This window comes from Nocardioides abyssi, from assembly GCF_030412915.1.
Classification (GTDB): domain Bacteria; phylum Actinomycetota; class Actinomycetes; order Propionibacteriales; family Nocardioidaceae; genus Nocardioides; species Nocardioides abyssi.
Map to the genome: position 1 here is coordinate 944,424 of NZ_JAUHJR010000001.1, position 17,425 is coordinate 961,848.

Consider the following 17,425-nt stretch of genomic DNA (forward strand, 5'->3'; position numbering starts at 1 on the left):
GTCCCGGCCCGCACGGCGTGCGCCGGTCGTCCCCGGCAGCCGTTATCGTCGCGGGGATGGAGACGGAGCACGCCGAGGAGACGGCCGCGGGTGAGGACCCCGCGGAGCAGCCGGGGGAGCCGGGGCAGCAGCCGAGCTGGTGGCACCGCGACCACCCGGTGTTCACCCCGCTCAGCGGCTTCTTCACCGGCCTGGTCGCCGTCATCGTGCTGCCGGGCGGGTACGCCGCGGTGCTCGGCTCGTTGTTCTCCACCGAGCGCGCCGAGCAGCTGTTCCCCTACGTGCTGCTCATCCTGCTCGTCCCGCTGGCCATGCTGGCCGTTCCGCGCACACGGCGCTTCGGTGCGTACCTCCTGCTCGGCATGGTGCTGACCGCCCTGGTCGTGGCCGGCGTCGCGGCCCTCGTGCTGTGGGCGATGGTCGAGACCGGCTGACCGCTGGCCGACCGGCCCGGGACCTCAGGATTGAGCCGGGCGACCGGGCGGGTGGGAGAATGGACGGCGATGTCCGACCCCAAGCCCCTTCCTCTCGTCTTCAACGAGCCGCGCGGCCGCAAGAAGCCGCCGCGGCACCTCGCCGACCTCACCTCCCCGGAGCGCAAGACGCTGCTGGAGGAGCAGGGCCTGCCGGGCTTCCGCGCCAGGCAGCTCTCGACCCACTACTTCGGCCGGCTGGTCGACGACCCGGCCGAGATGACCGACCTGCCGGCGACCCAGCGCGAGGAGCTCGTCTCCGCGCTGCTGCCGCAGCTGATGACCCCGCTGCGCACCCTCGAGGCCGACCGCGGGACCACCCGCAAGACGCTGTGGAAGCTCTTCGACGGCGCGCTCGTCGAGTCGGTCCTGATGCGCTACCCCGACCGCGCGACGGTCTGCGTCTCGAGCCAGGCCGGCTGCGGCATGGCCTGCCCGTTCTGCGCCACCGGCCAGGGCGGCCTGCAGCGCAACATGTCCACGGCCGAGATCGTCGAGCAGGTGGTGGCCGGTGCCCGGGCGATGGCCCGCGGCGAGGTCCCCGGCGGTCCGGGTCGCGTCTCCAACGTGGTCTTCATGGGCATGGGTGAGCCGCTGGCCAACTACAAGGCGGTCATCGGCGCCGTACGCCGCCTCACCGACCCGGCCCCCGACGGCCTGGGCATGTCGGCGCGCGGCGTCACCGTCTCCACCGTCGGGCTGGTGCCACGGATCAACCAGCTGGCCGAGGAGGGCATCCCGGTCACGCTCGCGCTGAGCCTGCACGCGCCCGACGACGAGCTGCGCAACGAGCTGGTCCCGATCAACACCCGGTTCTCGGTCGCGGAGACCGTCGAGGCGGCGTGGAACTACGCGCGCACCACCAAGCGCCGGGTCTCCATCGAGTACGCCATGATGCGCGGCATCAACGACCAGGCGCACCGCGCCGACCTGCTCGGTGACGTCCTGAACTCCTACGGCGACTGGGGCTGGGTGCACGTCAACCTGATCCCGCTCAACCCGACGCCGGGCTCGAAGTGGACCGCCTCGGACCCGGCCGACGAGCGGGAGTTCGTCCGCCGCCTCGAGGCCAAGGGCATCCCGACCACGGTCCGCGACACCCGCGGCCGCGAGATCGACGGCGCCTGCGGGCAGCTGGCGGCGGTCGAGTCCTGATGTGAAGCGAGGGCGCCCCCGGCGGACCGGGGACGCCCTCGCGACAGGGTGGAGCGCCGCTCAGCGCAGCGGGTTCTTCAGCAGCAGCTCGACGTTGCGGTCCATCAGCTTGCCGCGACGGTCCTCGGCCTTCTCGTGCCAGTCGTTGGCGGCGAGCTCACGGCCCAGCGAGGCCAGGGCGTGGGTGTCGGCGAGGTCGCTGCTCGGCGACACCGGACCGCCGTGGTCGACCATGGTCGTGAAGATCGACAGCGTGCCGTCCTTGTTGTCCGCGACCTCGATGAGGCGCGACTGCTGCGGCCAGTCGATGTGCGAGGCGGTGTTGATCTCCCAGTAGCCGCGGCCCTTGTTCTTGCCCTTGACGGTCGTCTTGGGGTGCGCCCACACGTGGTTGGTGTGGGTGTGGCCGTTGACCCAGGCGATGACGACGGGGTTGGCCAGCAGCACGGACTCGAGCTTCGCCGCGAGCTGCTTGTCGCTGAAGGAGCTCAGCGGGTGGTGGGAGCAGATGACGACGTACTTCTTGGCCTTCTTGGCCTGCTTCAGCGTGGCGCGCAGCCAGGTCAGCTGAGCGGGGTCGATGTAGCCGTACTGGCCACCGCTGACGGTGTTGACGGTGTCGAGGACGACGAAGCGGATCTTGCCGCGGGTGTAGGCGTAGTACGCCGTGCCGGCGGCCTTGTTCTCCTCGGTGAAGCCGTGGCCGACGGGCTTGCTCGTGGTCTCGAAGTGCTCCGCGACGACCTCGGCCCGCGAGAGCAGGCGGCGGTCCTCGTCGGGGGTGACCGTGCGGGTGTTGGGCGCCTCGGCGATCCGCTTCAGCAACCTGCTGACGGCCTCGCCGCGGGCGAGCAGCGCGCCGAGCACCTCGACCTTGGTGACGCCCTCCGGCGGGACGATGGCCTTGCGGTCGCCCACGGCGAACTCGTTGAGCCCGTCGATGGCGTGCAGGAAGTTGCCCTGGACGAGGCCGTCGTGGTTGCCGAACGCGCTGATCCACGGCATCTTCAGGCCCTCGGCCTGGAAGGGGCGGCGGGCGGCGTCGAGCAGGCCCGGGGCGTCCGGGAAGCCCCACTTCGCGTGCGGGCGGTCCGGCTCTGCGCCGGCGGGCGTGCCGTCGGGGTGCCAGTAGTGGATGTCGTAGTGGTCGGGATCGAGGTCGTGCACGCCCTCCCACTTCTCCGGGTCGCCGGAGTCGGCGCGCACCTCGGCGCCGTCGAGGACGTCGATGTTCCAGCGGATCTCGTTGTACTGGCTGTTGTCGGAGTTGTCGCCGGTCTGGACGGCGAGCGCGAGCGGCTTGCCGGTGACCGGGCCCGTCCCGATGCTGTTGATCTGGCGCACCATGGAGTCGGCGATGTGCGCGGCGAGCATCTCGTGGGCGCGGTAGGACGACGCCAGCTGGCCGGTCGGGCCGCCCTGGGTGTCCTCGTCGTCCCAGCGGTCGACCCACTCCACGCGCAGCGGGGACTGCGCGTCGGTGATGTGCACGTCGCTGAGCTGGGCGAAGGCGAGCAGGCCCTTGCGCTTCTTCGCGCGCTTGACGCCGGCCTTGGCGCCGGCGAGCTTGCGCACCTTGTGCGCCTCCCCCGGGCCGGCGACGAGCTCGACGTAGCCCTGGGCGTTGGGCGTGCCCTTGCCGATGGTGGCGGCGAGGGTGGTCCCGCGACGGACGACGCGGCCGAGCGCTGCGGAGCCGGAGGTCGCTGCGGACGAGGCCGCGGTGGCGGCGGAGGAGACCGCGCCGGAGGCGGCGGCCGTGGCGGCGAGGGCGGCGGCGCCGGCGGACCGGAGCAGCTGGCGGCGGGAGATATCTGGCATCGGCATGGTGGGAGAACCCTAGGTGTGAGCACCGACACCTGGGTGGGTATTCGCTGAATCCGTCACCGGTTCGAGACCACGAGCGCGGCGGCCTCCTCGACGGTCTCCACCAGGTGCACGTGCGGCTCCATGTGGCGACCGCGCGCCAGCGTGCGGAGCAGCGGCCACACCGGGTACGTCTCGGTCCAGTAAGCCCCTCCGACCAGGACCATCGGCGCCACCGAGGACTCGTCGGCGTAGTAGTTCTCGCAGGCGTCCTGGAACACCTCCTGCACGGTCCCCGCAGCGCCGGGCAGGAAGACGATCCCGGCGTCGCAGACCTCGAGCAGCACCGCCTCGCGGGTGGCGTTGCGGAAGTACTTCGCGATCGCGGTCGCGAAGACGTTCGGCGGCTCGTGGCCGTAGTGCCAGGTGGGGACGCCGAGGGTCTCGACCGGGTCGGCGTGCGTGGCGCAGACGTCGAGGGCGGCGCGGGCCCACGCACCGACCGAGGGACGGTACGACGGCACGCGGGACAGCCGCGCGAGGGCGTCGACCAGCTCCTCGGCCGGCCGGCGCGCGGCCCGGGCGCCGAGGTTGGCCGCCTCCATCGCGCCCGGTCCACCGCCGGTGGCGACCGTGCAGGCCCCGGAGCCGGCCAGCACGTGCCCGAGCGCCGCCGCGTCGGCGTACCCCGCCGAGCCGCGCTCGAGCGCGTGCCCGCCCATGACCCCGACCAGCCGGCGACCGTTCACCCACGAGGCGAGGGCCTGGTCGACGGCGTGGTCGTGAAGGGCCTCGGCGAGCGCGGTCTCGGGCGTGGACGGCTGCTGGGACCAGGCGTAGGCGCGGGCGTCGAGGGAGGCGGTGTAGTCGCCGTCGCCGTACAGCTCGGCGGCGGTGTAGAGGTCGGCGCGGGCGGTGTCGAGCGGGGCGCCGGACATCGTCGGCAGGACGAGCGCGCCGGCGGCCCGCAGCCGGTCGGCGTCCCCGGGGGCGAAGGTGCACCCCAGGAACGCCGAGCCGGCCACGCGCCGGTGGAGCAGCGCGTCCACGCCGGCGGTGAGGTCGAGGCCCCGGACCCGCCAGCCCGACAGCGAGCTGGCCCCGGCAGCGAGCCGGTGGTCGAGCTCGGTGCGGGACTCGACGTGGACGATGCGGCCGTGGGTGTGCTTCACCCGGCCAACCTAGAAGGCGTGTGCGAGCAGGTCCGCGAAGAGCGCCTGCTCGTCCACCTCCAGCCCGCGGGCGCGGAACCACCGGCACACGTTCGTGCAGTCGCGCAGCAGGAAGTCGGGGCCGTTGAGGTTGCCGACGAGGTCGACCACCTGGGGCAGGTCGATGACCACGAGGCGGTCGCCGGCGGCCAGCACGTTGTACGCCGACAGGTCGCCGTGCACGAGGCCGTGCCGTGCCATCGTCACGAGCACGTCGCGCAGCTGGTCGAACCACGACGCGAGCTGCGCCGGGCCGGGCCGGGTCTGCGCGAGCCGCGGCGCGGTCTCCGGTCCGTCCTCCCCGTCGACGTGGACCCACTCCATGAGCAGCTCGGTCCCGTCCACCTGCACCGGGTAGGGGACCGGCAGCCCGAGCGTCCACAGCCGCTTGAGCGCGCCCCACTCCGAGACCGCCCACTCGGCGGCCGCGACCTGGCGGCCGAAGGTGGACCGCCGCTTGACCGCGCGCTCGTCGCGGGAGCGCTTCATGCTGCGGCCCTCGGTGTAGGCCGCGGCGCGGTGGAAGGTGCGGTGCTCGGTGGACCGGTAGCGCTTGGCCGCCATCACGACCGCCCGCTCCGGCTCGTGCGGGTCGGCCCGCTCGAGCAGGAACACGTCGGCCTCCTTGCCGGTCTTCAGGACGCCGAGGTCGGTGTCGACCGCGCCGCGGGACGTGACGACCCAGCCGGGCCGCGGCTCGGGACCGCGGGAGAGGGGCTCGACGTCGTGCCAGGTGCTCCAGCGCTGGCCGTCGCCGAGGTCGTCGTAGACCTGCCAGTCGGTGGTGAAGGCGGGGTCGAGGTCGACCTCGGGGTCAGCGACGCGCTCGGGGTCAGAGGTGGGGTGCTCGGGCTGGTGCGGGTGCTGCAGGGACAAGGCTGCTCCAGGGGTGCGGGAGGGCGAGGGGTGCTGAGGGCAGGCACCGGACAGTCGTCGACATGTCACGCTCCTCTCGGTCGCTGGGGCAGCACGGGCGAACGCCCGGCCGCGGACCATCGTGGAGGTCCGGGACCGGGCGTCGCAACGGGATTACCGCGCCGGGCGGGGGAGGGTCAGCAGACCGAGTCCGAGGGCTTGGGGTTGCCGAGCCCGAAGAGCGGTCGCAGGGCCAGGCCGCCGATGGTGCCGAGGATGGCGGTGAGGCCCCACAGCCAGCCGTGGAGGCTAAAGGAGGCGATGCCGCCGAAGTAGGCGCCGATGTTGCAGCCGAAGGCGATGCGGGCGCCGTACCCCATCAGGATCCCGCCGACCACCGCACCCGCGGCCAGGCGCCACGGGATCGCGCGGTGCAGCACCCAGGAGCCGGCCGCAGCGGAGGCCATGAGCGCGCCGACGATGATGCCGAGGTCCATGACGGAGGTCTTCTCGACCAGCACGCCGGCCTGGTACTTCGCGAGGTTGGCCGGGTCGGTCCAGAACCCCCACGAGAGGACGTCGACGCCGATCGCGTCGAGGATCTTCGAGCCCCACAGCGAGAAGGCGAACGTGATGCCCCACGCGCCACCCGAGACGAGCAGGGTGAGCGCGTTGAGGCCGGCGAGGAGCAGCGCGCCGACCCACAACGGCCAGGACCCGCGTACGGCGCGTGCCGCTCCGGTCGCGACGGGCGGCTGCTGCACCGGCGGGACGGTCCGGTCGCGGGCGAGCCGGTAGGTCAGGGCGACGACCACGGCCATCACGGCCAGCGACATCGCCCACGCGCCCAGGTAGCCGCCGCCGACGTCGGTCAGCGAGACCGGCTCGAAGCTCGGCAGGTCACCGGTCCACCACGGGAAGTGCAGCGCACCCAGGGTCGACCCCACGACGAACCCGGCCAGCGTCAGCACGATCGCGCTCTGTCCCGACCCGATGGCGAACAGCGTGCCCGAGGCGCACGAGCCGCCGAGCTGCATGCCGACGCCGAAGAGGAAGGACCCGACGAACAGCCCGAAGCCGATCGGGGCGAGCGAGGGGGCGGGCACGGCGTCGCCGATCGCGGTGCCGGTCGCGAGGATCGGGGCGAAGAGCGTGCAGGCCACGGCCAGCATCAGCATGTGCGCCCGCAGCGCCTTGCCCTGCCTGACGGCGACCAGCTGGCGCCAGGCCGAGGTGAACCCGAAGCGGCTGTGGAACAGCACGAAGCCGAGGGCCAGGCCGATCGCGAAGAGCGCGGCGGGGGTGCCGCCCGACCGGGTCCAGATCAGGCCGCCGAGCGCCAGCGCCGCGAGGGCGCCGCCGATGACGAGGCCGACCTGGGCGGGTGGTGCCTGGGCCGGCGGGGGCCCCGGCGGGACCGCCCGCGGGCCGTCGGCCGCGGCACTGCGCGGTCCGGGTCGTTGCAGGATCGACATGGGTCACCTCTCGATCAGGACGGCAAGACCTGGCACAACCAGCGGTGCCCCGTCCCTGTTCCCCGCCGCCCCGCGCGCGCCCGGCCGCCGTGGACGGGAGCCGCGACGCGCCGCGCGGTGTCCGCGCCAGGGGTTACCGTTCGCCGGTGCTCCGACCTCGCCGGCTCCTGCCCGGTCTCCTCGCCGCCGCCCTGCTCCTCGGCGGCTCCGCGACCGCGCTCACCGGCGAGCCCGTCGCGCCGAAGCCCCGCCCCGGGGCGGCGGGCATCGGCGACCCCTACTTCCCCCAGGACGGCAACGGCGGCATCGACGTGCGCCGCTACGACGTCGACGTCAGCTACGACTTCGCCCGGGGCCGGCTCACCGGCACGACCCGGCTGACGCTGCGCGCCACCCACGCGCTGTCCCGCTTCAACCTCGACCTGCTGCTGCCGGTGCGCGAGGTGCGGGTCGACGGACGTGACGCGTCGTGGAGCCGGCCCGACCGCCACGAGCTGCGCATCCGGCCGGCCCGTCCGATCGCCGCCGGCGAGGTGGTCACCGTGCTCGTGCGGTACGCCGGTCGGCCCGGGCGCCTCGGCTGGGACGGCGAGCGCAACTGGCTGGCCGACGACGGCGAGGTCGTGGCGATGAACCAGCCGCACATGGCGCCGTGGTGGTTCCCCGCCAACGACCACCCGCGCGACAAGGCGGTGATGGACGTCGAGGTGACGGTGCCGGCCGCCAAGCAGGTGGTCGGCAACGGCCGCCGGGTCTCGCGCCGGGTCCACGGCGCGACGGCGACCACCCGCTGGCGGGCCGACGAGCCGATGGCGCCCTACCTCGCGTTCTTCGCCGCCGGGTCCTTCGACGTCGAGCGCGGCACCGACCGCGACGGTGCGCGGCCGCTGCCGTGGTACGTCGCGGTCTCCCGACGCATCCCCGAGCCGGACCGCTCGCGGATGATGGGCCTGATGCGGCAGACGCCGGCGCTCGTGCGCTGGACCGAGCGGCAGCTGGGCGCCTACCCGTTCGGGTCGACCGGCGGCGTGACGACCAGCCTCGACCCGGGCTTCGCGCTGGAGAACCAGACGCGGCCGACGTACCCCGTCATGCACGGCGACGGCGCGCTCGCCACCGTCGTGCACGAGGTCGCCCACCAGTGGTTCGGCGACTCGGTCTCCGTGCGCGGCTGGCGCGACATCTGGGTCAACGAGGGTGCGGCGACCTTCATGGAGGCGCGGTACGCCGAGACGCACGGCGGCGTCCCGGCGCAGCGGTGGATGGAGCGCACCCACGCGGCCCTGGCCGGCTCGGAGGACTTCTGGGACGTGCGGGTCGACGACCCGGGTCCCGGGCGGATCTTCTCGACCCCGGTCTACCTGCGCGGCGGCATGACCCTCCAGGCGCTGCGCGAGCGGATCGGCGAGGACGACTTCTGGCGGCTGCTGCGCACCTGGGTGCGCGAGCGGGCCGGCGGCCACGGCTCGGGCGCGGCCCTCGAGGCGCTCGCGGCGCGGGTCAGCGGCGAGGACCTCGACGCGTTCTTCGACGCCTGGCTGCGGGCGCCGCGGCCGCCGGCGCGCACGGTGGCGAACGGGTTCGCGTGAGCGTCGACCGCGCGCTGCTCGACCCGCTGCTGGTGTTCGCGTCCGGCGCGCGGCTCGAGCGCGGCTTCGGCCACCTCGACCGCGCCGGCGCGGTGGTCTCCGGGCGCGGCCCGGAGCTGTGGATCAACGCGCGGATGACCTACGTGTTCTCCCTGGCGTCCCTGCTTCCCGACCCGCCGGTGGACGCGGCCGGCCTCGCCCGGCACGGCGTCGAGACGCTGGCGGGTCCATTCGCCGACCCGGTGCACGGCGGCTGGTGGAGCGCGCTCGACCTCGCGGGCGAGCCGCAGGCGGACCTGAGGTCCTGCTACGACCACGCGTTCGTGGTGCTGGCCTCGGCCACGGCAACCGCGGCCGGCGTGCCCGGCGCGCGGGACCTGCTGGACCGGGCGCTGCTCGTCCACGCGGAGCGGTTCTGGGACGAGGACCGCGGGCTCTGCGTCGAGTCGTGGTCCGGCGACTGGTCGGTCGCCGAGGACTACCGCGGCGCCAACAGCTGCATGCACACCGTCGAGGCCTACCTCGTCGCCGCGGACACCACCGGCGACCCCGTCTGGCGCGCCCGGGCGCTCCGCATCGCCGAGCACCTCGTCCACCGGGTCGCCCGGGCGCACGACTGGCGGCTGGTCGAGCACTTCGACGCCGACTGGCGGCCGCTGCCCGAGCACCACCGCGGCCGGCCCGCCGACCCGTTCCGGCCCTACGGCGCGACCCCCGGCCACGGCCTGGAGTGGGCGCGGCTGCTCGTGACGCTGCGCGCGGCGCTCGAGGCCGCCGGCGAGCCGCCGCCGGCGTGGCTGCTCGAGGCGGCCGTCGGGCTCTTCGACCGTGCCGCCACCGACGCCGACGAGGGCCGCACCGGCTTCCCCTACACCACCGACTGGGCCGGCGCCGCGGTCGTCGACCAGCGCTTCCACTGGGTGCACTGCGAGGCCGTGCTCGCCGCCGACGCCCTGGCCCGGGCGACGGGGGAGCAGCGGTACGCCGACCTGGCCCGTCGCTGGTGGGCGTTCACGGTCGACCACTTCATCGAGGCCGACGGCTCGTGGCTGCACGAGCTCGACGCCGAGCTCCGGCCGGCCGGCGTGACCTGGTCGGGCAAGCCCGACGCCTACCACGCCGTGAACGCGCTGCTGCTGCCGTCGCTGCCGCTCACGCCCTCTGCCGCGGTCGCCATGACCTACCGCTGACCTGCGGGGCGCCTTCCGGCTCGACCAGCGGGTGGCTCAGCCGGCGGGGACGACCGTGGCGGTGGCCCGGGCGAGCAGGCTGGGGCGGCGGGTGAGGGACTCCTCGGCGTCGGCGAGCCGGGTGGCGCGCAGGCCGGCGTTGATGCCGAGCCAGCGCACCGGCTCGGGCTCCCACGCGGGGGACCGGTGGCCGACCCAGGGGAGCCGGACCAGGTCGGTGTCGTGGCCGAGCACGAGGTCGCGCAGGGTGCGGCCGGCGAGGTTGGTGGTGGCGACGCCGTCGCCGACGTACCCGCCCGCCCAGGCGAGCCCGGTCCGCCGGTCGAGGCCGACCGAGGCGCACCAGTCGCGGGCGATGCCGAGCGGGCCACCCCAGGCGTGGGTGACCCGAGTGCCGGCGAGCACGGGGAAGAGGTCGACCAGGGTGGCGTACAGCCCGGCGAAGACCCGCTCGTCGCGGTCGAAGGCGGGGTCGACCCGCGAGCCGAGGTGGTACGGCGCGCCCCGGCCGCCGAAGGCCAGCCGGTCGTCGGCGGTGCGCTGGCCGTAGATCACCAGGTGGCGGTGGTCGCTGAACGTCTCGCGCCGCGCCAGGCCGATCTCGTCCCACACGGCCGGCGGTAGCGGCTCGGTCGCGATCATCAGCGAGTAGACGGGCACCACCGCGCGGCGCAGGCCCGGCAGGAGCGGGGTGTAGCCCTCGGTGGCCCGCACCACGACGTCCGCGCGCACGTCGCCGGCGGCGGTGCGGGCGCGGCCCGGCTCGATCGCCGTGACGCGCGTGGACTCGTGGATCGTGACGCCGTGCCGCTCGCACGCCTCCGCGAGCCCGCGCACCAGCCGGGCGGGGTGGATCGCCGCGCAGTCGGGGGTGTAGGTCGCGCCGACGGTGCCGCGGGCGCGCAGCACGCCGGTCGCCTCGCGGGCGTCGAGCAGCCGGAGGTCGTCCTCGCCGCGGTCCCAGGTGCGGGCGGCCGCGACCTCGGCCCGGGCGCGGGTCCACTGCGCGCGGTTGCGGGCGACGACGACGGTCCCGCCCTTGGCCAGGTGGCAGTCGATGCCCTCGGCAGCAGCCGTGCGCGCCACCTCGTCGACGGTCGCGCGCATCGCGCGGTGCTGGGCGAGCGCGGCGTCGCGCCCGGCCGTGGCCGCCAGGGAGGCCAGCGAGGCGGGGAAGAGCGCGGAGCACCAGCCGCCGTTGCGTCCCGAGGCGCCGTGGCCGACCTGCTCGGCCTCGAGCACCACGACACGCAGCGAGGGGTCCGCGACGGCGAGGGAGTACGCCGTCCACAGCCCCGTGTAGCCGCCGCCGACGACCACCACGTCGGCGTCGCGGGCGCCCGGGAGGGGTGGGCGCGACGGGGCGGGCGGGGCCGTGTCGTGCCACAGCGCGCGGGTCAGCGGACACCCCAGGAGTAGGTCTGCTTGCGCAGGCTGAGGTACATGAACGTCTCGGTCGCCACCACGCCCTCGATCGAGCGGACCCGGTGGGAGAGCAGGTCGAGCAGGTGGTCGTCGCTCTCGCAGACGACCTCGACGAGCAGGTCGAAGGAGCCGGCGGTGATGACGACGTAGTCGACCTCGTCGAGCGCGCTCAGCGCGTCGGCGACCGGCTCGAGGGGGCCCTGCACCTTGACCCCGACCATCGCCTGCCGCGCGAAGCCGAGCTCGAGGGGGTCGGTCACCGCGACGACCTGCATGACCCCGCCGTCGACCAGGCGCTGGACGCGCTGGCGCACGGCGGCCTCGGACAGCCCGACGACCTTGCCGATCGAGGCGTAGGAGCGCCGGCCGTCCTGCTGGAGCTGCTCGATGATGGCCTTCGAGACGTCGTCGAGCGCGACGGGCGTGCGGTCCTGCCGGCGGGTCATGGGCGGCACTCTTCCACGGAGCGGCGCGGTCCGGCGACCCACGGAACGCCGACACGCGACGACGGTCGACGATCGATTTCGTTGCCAACAGGTTTCGTCTCGACGGTTTCCCTTGCCGGGGGCCCGCCTCGGTGGCACGATCCGGAGCACGCCAGCCAGGGACGAGCAGGGCCGCCGAGGGGAGCCGGATGACCGGGACGAGACCGCGACCGCGCACCGGCCCGTCGGCCGCCCGCGGCGGGCTGGCCACGCGGCGTACCGTCCTGCGAGGCCTGGGGGGCCTCGCAGTGGCGGGCGCGAGCGTCGGGGTGCTGCCGCTCTTCGGCCAGAACGGTGCCCAGCAGGACCCCGCCGAGTGCGCCGCGCCTGACCGCTCGGGCGACGACCGGCTGGTCGTGGTCTCGAACTGGCCCGGCTACATCGACCCCCGTCGCGACGAGGGCAACACCCGCGACCTCTTCGAGGAGCGGACCGGGGTGACGGTCCGCTACACCGACGACATCAACGACAACGCCGAGTTCTACGGCAAGGTCCGCAACCAGCTCGGCAGCTGCGAGCCGGTGGGCCGCGACCTGATGATGCTCACCGACTGGATGGCCGCGCGAATGATCAGCCTCGGCTGGACGCAGCCGCTGGACCGCAAGGCCGTCCCCAACCTGCACGCCAACCTGATCGAGCCGCTGCGCGGCGTCGCGTGGGACCCCGACCTGCAGTTCCACGCGCCCTGGCAGACCGGGCTGACCGGCGTCGCCTACAACGCGGCCAAGACCGGGGAGATCGGCAGCTTCAGCGAGCTGCTCGACAACCCCGACCTCGCGGGGCGGGTCACCCTGCTCTCGGAGATGCGCGACACGATGGCGTTCGCGCTCAAGGTGGTCGGCGCCGACCCCGAGGACTTCACCCAGGACCAGTGGGGCGACGCGATCGACCGGCTGCGCAAGGCCGTCAGCGACGGCCAGGTCCGCGCCTTCACCGGCAACGAGTACCTCCAGGACCTCGCCGCCGGCAACATCGTCGCCTGCGAGGCGTGGTCCGGCGACATCATCCAGCTGCAGTTCGAGAACCCCGACATCAAGTTCGTGGCGCCCGAGGAGGGCCTCGCGCTGTGGAGCGACAACATGCTCGTGCCCAACGGCGCCGAGCACCAGGCCAACGCCGAGGCCTGGATCGACCACTTCTACGACCCGGCGGTCGCGGCGCGGCTCGCGGCCTGGGTCAACTACATCTGCCCCGTCGAGGGCGCCCGCGAGGAGATGGAGAAGCTCGACCCGTCGCTGGTCGACAACGACCTGATCTTCCCCGACGCCGAGATGCTCGCGCAGACCTTCGCGTTCATGCCGCTCGACGACCGCCAGGCGATGGCCTACGAAAGGGACTGGTCCGATGTCACAGGTGGCTGAGACACCCACGAGCCCGGAGCACCCGCCCGCGGCGGCCCACGGCGACCACGCGGCGTACGACGGGTTGCGGCTGCGCGACGTGACCAAGGAGTTCCCCGGCGGGTTCACCGCGGTGCGCTCGCTGGACCTCGACGTGCCGCGCGGCTCGTTCTTCGCGCTGCTCGGCCCGTCGGGCTGCGGCAAGACCACCACGCTGCGGATGGTCGCCGGGCTGGAGACGCCGACCTCGGGCTCGATCACCCTCGCCGGGCAGGACATCACCTACGCCAAGCCCTACCGCCGCCCGGTCAACACCGTCTTCCAGAGCTACGCGCTCTTCCCGCACCTCGACATCTTCGAGAACGTCGCCTTCGGCCTGCGCCGGCGAAAGACCAAGGACGTCGACGCGAAGGTGCGCGAGATGCTCGAGCTGGTCGAGCTCACCTCGCAGGCCCGCAAGCGCCCCGCCCAGCTCTCCGGCGGCCAGCAGCAGCGGGTCGCGCTCGCCCGGGCGCTGATCAACAACCCCGAGGTGCTGCTGCTCGACGAGCCCCTGGGCGCGCTGGACCTCAAGCTCCGTCGCTCGATGCAGATCGAGGTCAAGCGGATCCAGGTCGAGGTCGGCCGGACCTTCGTCCACGTCACCCACGACCAGGAGGAGGCCATGACGATGGCCGACACGGTCGCGGTGATGAACGGCGGCGTCATCGAGCAGATGGGTGCGCCGGCCGAGCTCTACGAGAACCCGCGCAGCACCTTCGTCGCGAACTTCCTCGGCCAGTCCAACCTGATCGAGGGGCGCGTCCTGCGCCGGGCCGCCGACGTCACGACCGTCGAGATGCACGGCATCGAGGTCTCGGTGCCGAGCCCGCGCGTGCACACCGACGCCGACGCCGGCTGGGTCGGCATCCGCCCGGAGAAGGTGCTGGTCGGGCGACCGGGGGAGGAGCTCGACGCGCCCGGCAACACCATCCCCGGCGGCGTCGTCAGCGACGTCAGCTTCGTCGGGGTCAGCACGCAGTACCTCGTGCGGATGCCGTGGGGCCAGGAGCTGCAGGTGTTCTCCCAGAACACCGGCCGCACCCACATGTTCACGCAGGGGGAGTCGGTCGAGCTGTCCTGGCGACCGGAGTACGCCTTCCTCCTCGACCGCAGCCAGGACGCCGACGCCGGCGCCGCCGAGCGCGTGGGTGGCTGAGTGACCAGCACCGCGGGGGTCGCCCCGCCCCTCGAGGCCGCGCCGCTGCCGCCGGACACCGGTCGGCGCCGCGGCCGGACCGGCTACCTGCTGCTCCTGCCCGGCCTGCTGTGGCTGGTGCTGTTCTTCGTCGTGCCGTTCTACTCGCTCGTCGCGACGAGCCTCTACGACCCGGCCGGGTCGGACTTCCGCGGCTACGAGATGACCTGGGCGGTCGGCAACTACGTCGACGCGCTCGGCGAGTACTGGCGCCCGCTGCTCCGCTCGCTCTGGTACGGCGCGATCGCGACCCTCTTCTGCCTGGTGCTCGGCTACGTCCTGGCCTACGCGATCGCCTTCAAGGCCGGCCGGTGGAAGAACCTCATGCTCGTCCTGGTCGTCGCGCCGTTCTTCACCAGCTTCCTGGTGCGCACGCTGTCGTGGAAGCTGATCCTCGCCGACGACGGCTGGGTCGTGGGCACGCTCCAGTTCCTCCAGGTGCTGGGCGACGACGGCCGCCTGCTCGCGACGCCGGTCGCGGTCGTGGCGGGCCTGACCTACAACTTCCTGCCGTTCATGGTGCTGCCGCTCTACGCGAGCCTGGACAAGATCGACCCGCGGCTCGTCGAGGCCTCCAGCGACCTCTACGCGCACCCGGCCGTCGGGTTCTTCAAGGTCACCTGGCCGCTGTCGCTGCCCGGCGTCGTGTCCGGGACGCTGCTGACCTTCATCCCCGCCTCCGGCGACTACATCAACGCCGAGCTGCTCGGCTCGCCCAACCAGCGGATGGTCGGCGGGGTCATCCAGAGCCTGTTCACCGACGCCAACGACTACCCGGCGGCGGCCGCGCTCTCGATGGTGCTGATGATGCTGATCGTCGTGATGGTCCTGGTCTACGTACGCCGCGCGGGGACGGAGGACCTGCTGTGAGCGCGCCGCGCCCCTCGAGCGCCGCCGGCCGGTGGGTCCGCGAGCACCTCGTGCTCGTGCTCGGCCTGCTGGTGCTGGCCTACACGTTCGTGCCGATCGCGATCGTCGTGCTGATGAGCTTCAACGCCCCGGCCAGCCGCAACGTCTACGCCTTCGACGCCTTCACCCTCGACAACTGGGCCAACCCCTGCGCCGACCCGAGCATGTGCGACGCGCTGGCCCGCAGCGTGCAGATCGGCCTGCTCTCGACGCTCGTGGCGACCGTGCTCGGCACGCTCGCGGCCTTCGCCCTGGTGCGCCACGACTTCGCCGGCCGCTCGGCCAGCAACCTGCTGGTCTTCCTGCCGATGGCTGCCCCCGAGATCGTGCTCGGCTCCTCGCTGCTGGCGCTCTTCGTGGCGACCGGCTTCAGCGGCCAGCTCGGCTTCTGGACGATCTTCGTCGCCCACGTGATGTTCTGCCTGTCGTTCGTGGTGGTCGCCGTGCGCGCCCGGCTCGCGGGCATGGACGACCACCTCGAGCAGGCCGCGATGGACCTCTACGCCACGCCCGCCCAGACCTTCTGGCGGGTGACCTTCCCGCTGGTCTTCCCCGGCATCCTCGGCGCCGCGCTGCTCAGCTTCTCGCTGTCCTTCGACGACTTCATCATCACGAACCTCAACGCCGGCACCACCACGACGTTCCCCATGTACGTCTGGGGCGTCGCCCAGCGCGGCGTGCCGATGCAGGTCAACGTGATCGGCACCGTGATGTTCCTCGTCTCGGTCGCCATCGTCGTCGTCGGCGAGGTCGGCAACCGCCGTCGCCTCGCCGCCCGCACCTGACGCGGCGTACGGCGACCTGACCCGGCGTACGGCGGATCCCGGGAGCTCGTGATGCCCAGCGGGCGCCGGAGCGCCCGCTAGGCATCACGAGACGGTCTCAGAGCAGCGAGCCGGCCTTGTCGAGGACGACGCGGAGCACCTGCTCCATCTCCTCGAAGTGCTCGGGGCCGCAGATGAGCGGCGGGGCGAGCTGGACGACCGGGTCGCCGCGGTCGTCGGCGCGGCAGTAGAGGCCCTCGGCGTAGAGCTGCTTGGAGACGAAGCCGTAGAGGATCCGCTCGGACTCCTCGGCGGTGAAGGACTCCTTGGTCGCCTTGTCCTTGACCAGCTCGATCCCGTAGAAGTACCCGTCGCCGCGGACGTCGCCGACGATCGGCAGGTCCAGCAGCCGCTCGAGGATCGCGCGGCACTCGGCCTCGTTGTCGCGGACGTTCTCCAGGACGCGTTCCTCCTCGAAGAGCTGGAGGTTGCGCAGGCCGACCGCGGTCGAGACCGGGTGGCCGCCGAAGGTGTAGCCGTGGGCGAACATCGCCTTGTCCTCCAGGAACGGCTCCATCAGCCGGTCGGAGGCGATCATCGCGCCGAGCGGGGCGTAGCCGGAGGTGATGCCCTTGGCGCAGGTGATCATGTCGGGCTGGTAGTCGTAGCGCTCGGCGCCGAACATGTGGCCGACCCGCCCGAAGGCACAGATGACCTCGTCGGAGACCAGCAGCACGTCGTACTCGTCGCAGATCTCGCGGACCCGCTGGAAGTAGCCCGGCGGGGGCGGGAAGCAGCCGCCGGCGTTCTGCACCGGCTCGAGGAAGACGGCCGCGACGGTGTCGGGGCCCTCGTTCTCGATCGCGATCGCGATCTGGTCGGCGGCCCAGCGGCCGAACGCCTCCGGGTCGGAGCCGTCGAGGAAGCCTGAGGTGATCTCGTCGGCGCGGTAGGCGTTGGTGTTGGGCACTCGGAACGTCGAGGGCACCAGCGGCTCGAACTGCTGCTTGAGCAGCGGCAGCCCGGTGATCGAGAGCGCGCCCTGGGTGGTGCCGTGGTAGGCGATCGAGCGGCTGACGACCTTGTGCTTCATCGGCCGGCCGGTGAGCTTGAAGTAGTTCTTGGCCAGCTTCCACGCGGTCTCGACGGCCTCGCCGCCGCCGCTGGTGAAGAAGACGCGGTTGAGGTCGCCGGGGGCGTGCGCGGCCACCTTCTCCGCCAGCTCGATGGCCGGCGGGTGGGCGTAGGACCACAGCGGCATGAACGCCAGCTCCTGGGCCTGCTTGGCCGCCGCCTCGGCGAGCTCGGTGCGCCCGTGGCCGAGCTGGGAGACGAAGAGGCCCGCGAGCCCGTCGAGGTAGCGCTTCCCGGTCGCGTCCCACAGGTAGGCGCCCTCGCCGCGCACCATGATCGGCACGTCGCCGTCGGCGTACGCGCCGTGGCGGGCGAAGTGCAGCCAGAGGTGGTCCTTGGCGGCCTGCTGCAGGTGGTCGTAGTCCGGGTGCATGGCC

Annotated in this window: 15 protein-coding genes; 8 read left to right on the forward strand and 7 right to left on the reverse strand. The window is 73.2% G+C overall.

All coding sequences use genetic code 11. The annotated features are described in order from the left end of the window. Positions 1–56: 56 nt before the first annotated feature. Positions 57–434, forward strand: coding sequence for a hypothetical protein (locus QWY29_RS04650; protein WP_300959490.1), 378 nt, complete (start codon positions 57–59; stop codon positions 432–434). Between the two features lie 69 nt (positions 435–503). Further along, entirely contained in the window at positions 504–1,628 is a 1,125-nt protein-coding gene (gene rlmN, locus QWY29_RS04655; protein ID WP_300959491.1) for a dual-specificity RNA methyltransferase RlmN, read from the forward strand. 60 nt (positions 1,629–1,688) lie between these two features. Here rlmN and QWY29_RS04660 read toward each other — a convergent pair whose 3' ends face one another. The 4 genes from QWY29_RS04660 to QWY29_RS04675 all read right to left on the reverse strand — a co-directional run bounded on the left by QWY29_RS04660 (position 1,689) and on the right by QWY29_RS04675 (position 6,975). Then, complete coding sequence (locus QWY29_RS04660; protein WP_300959492.1) at positions 1,689–3,455, reverse strand: TIGR03767 family metallophosphoesterase; 1,767 nt, start codon at positions 3,453–3,455, stop codon at positions 1,689–1,691. 56 nt (positions 3,456–3,511) lie between these two features. Continuing rightward, complete coding sequence (locus QWY29_RS04665) at positions 3,512–4,606, reverse strand: LOG family protein (RefSeq protein ID WP_300959493.1); 1,095 nt, start codon at positions 4,604–4,606, stop codon at positions 3,512–3,514. Positions 4,607–4,615: 9 nt separating this feature from the next. Then, on the reverse strand, positions 4,616–5,521 hold the full coding sequence (locus QWY29_RS04670; RefSeq protein WP_300959494.1) for a serine protein kinase RIO: 906 nt from the start codon (positions 5,519–5,521) through the stop codon (positions 4,616–4,618). Positions 5,522–5,697: 176 nt separating this feature from the next. Beyond that, the gene (locus tag QWY29_RS04675; protein ID WP_300959495.1) at positions 5,698–6,975 is read right to left on the reverse strand and encodes a YeeE/YedE family protein; all 1,278 of its coding nucleotides are present in this window, start codon (positions 6,973–6,975) and stop codon (positions 5,698–5,700) included. Positions 6,976–7,121: 146 nt separating this feature from the next. On the opposite strand from QWY29_RS04675, the gene QWY29_RS04680 reads away from it, so the two are divergent. After that, positions 7,122–8,564 (forward strand): M1 family metallopeptidase, encoded by a 1,443-nt coding sequence (locus QWY29_RS04680; protein WP_300959496.1) that lies wholly within the window; start codon positions 7,122–7,124, stop codon positions 8,562–8,564. After that, entirely contained in the window at positions 8,561–9,754 is a 1,194-nt protein-coding gene (locus QWY29_RS04685) for an AGE family epimerase/isomerase (protein WP_300959497.1), read from the forward strand. Before QWY29_RS04680 ends, QWY29_RS04685 begins: the two co-directional genes overlap by 4 nt. Positions 9,755–9,790: 36 nt before the next feature. On the opposite strand, the gene QWY29_RS04690 is transcribed toward QWY29_RS04685, so the two are convergent. After that, entirely contained in the window at positions 9,791–11,077 is a 1,287-nt protein-coding gene (locus tag QWY29_RS04690; protein WP_300959498.1) for an NAD(P)/FAD-dependent oxidoreductase, read from the reverse strand. Between the two features lie 74 nt (positions 11,078–11,151). Continuing rightward, on the reverse strand, positions 11,152–11,625 hold the full coding sequence (locus tag QWY29_RS04695; protein WP_300959499.1) for an Lrp/AsnC family transcriptional regulator: 474 nt from the start codon (positions 11,623–11,625) through the stop codon (positions 11,152–11,154). Between the two features lie 188 nt (positions 11,626–11,813). Here QWY29_RS04695 and QWY29_RS04700 point away from each other — a divergent pair, with 188 nt between their 5' ends. Genes QWY29_RS04700 through QWY29_RS04715 form a run of 4 tightly spaced genes read left to right on the forward strand, consistent with a single transcriptional unit; the run spans position 11,814 to position 15,935 of the window. After that, positions 11,814–13,025 carry a polyamine ABC transporter substrate-binding protein gene (locus QWY29_RS04700; RefSeq protein ID WP_300959500.1) on the forward strand — a complete coding sequence of 404 codons (1,212 nt, stop codon included), beginning with the start codon at positions 11,814–11,816 and terminating at the stop codon, positions 13,023–13,025. Next, positions 13,018–14,202: an ABC transporter ATP-binding protein gene (locus QWY29_RS04705; RefSeq protein WP_300959501.1), complete on the forward strand. Its 1,185-nt coding sequence runs from the start codon at positions 13,018–13,020 to the stop codon at positions 14,200–14,202. Before QWY29_RS04700 ends, QWY29_RS04705 begins: the two co-directional genes overlap by 8 nt. Next, complete coding sequence (locus QWY29_RS04710; protein WP_300959502.1) at positions 14,203–15,111, forward strand: ABC transporter permease; 909 nt, start codon at positions 14,203–14,205, stop codon at positions 15,109–15,111. It begins immediately after the preceding gene. Further along, complete coding sequence (locus tag QWY29_RS04715) at positions 15,108–15,935, forward strand: ABC transporter permease (RefSeq protein ID WP_300959503.1); 828 nt, start codon at positions 15,108–15,110, stop codon at positions 15,933–15,935. The genes QWY29_RS04710 and QWY29_RS04715 overlap by 4 nt, the downstream gene beginning before the upstream one ends. Before the next feature lie 97 nt (positions 15,936–16,032). On the opposite strand, the gene QWY29_RS04720 is transcribed toward QWY29_RS04715, so the two are convergent. Further along, positions 16,033–17,421, reverse strand: coding sequence for an aspartate aminotransferase family protein (locus tag QWY29_RS04720; RefSeq protein WP_300959504.1), 1,389 nt, complete (start codon positions 17,419–17,421; stop codon positions 16,033–16,035). Between the last annotated feature and the right edge of the window lie 4 nt (positions 17,422–17,425).

What these genes read in the sequence shown, in the direction of transcription:
- QWY29_RS04650 (WP_300959490.1), top strand. Translation starts at nt 57, where the DNA reads ATGGAGACGGAGCACGCCGAGGAGACGGCCGCGGGTGAGGACCCCGCG.
- rlmN (WP_300959491.1), top strand. Translation starts at nt 504, where the DNA reads ATGTCCGACCCCAAGCCCCTTCCTCTCGTCTTCAACGAGCCGCGCGGC.
- QWY29_RS04660 (WP_300959492.1), bottom strand. Translation starts at nt 3,455, where the DNA reads ATGCCGATGCCAGATATCTCCCGCCGCCAGCTGCTCCGGTCCGCCGGC.
- QWY29_RS04675 (WP_300959495.1), bottom strand. Translation starts at nt 6,975, where the DNA reads ATGTCGATCCTGCAACGACCCGGACCGCGCAGTGCCGCGGCCGACGGC.
- QWY29_RS04695 (WP_300959499.1), bottom strand. Translation starts at nt 11,625, where the DNA reads ATGACCCGCCGGCAGGACCGCACGCCCGTCGCGCTCGACGACGTCTCG.
- QWY29_RS04700 (WP_300959500.1), top strand. Translation starts at nt 11,814, where the DNA reads ATGACCGGGACGAGACCGCGACCGCGCACCGGCCCGTCGGCCGCCCGC.
- QWY29_RS04720 (WP_300959504.1), bottom strand. Translation starts at nt 17,421, where the DNA reads ATGCACCCGGACTACGACCACCTGCAGCAGGCCGCCAAGGACCACCTC.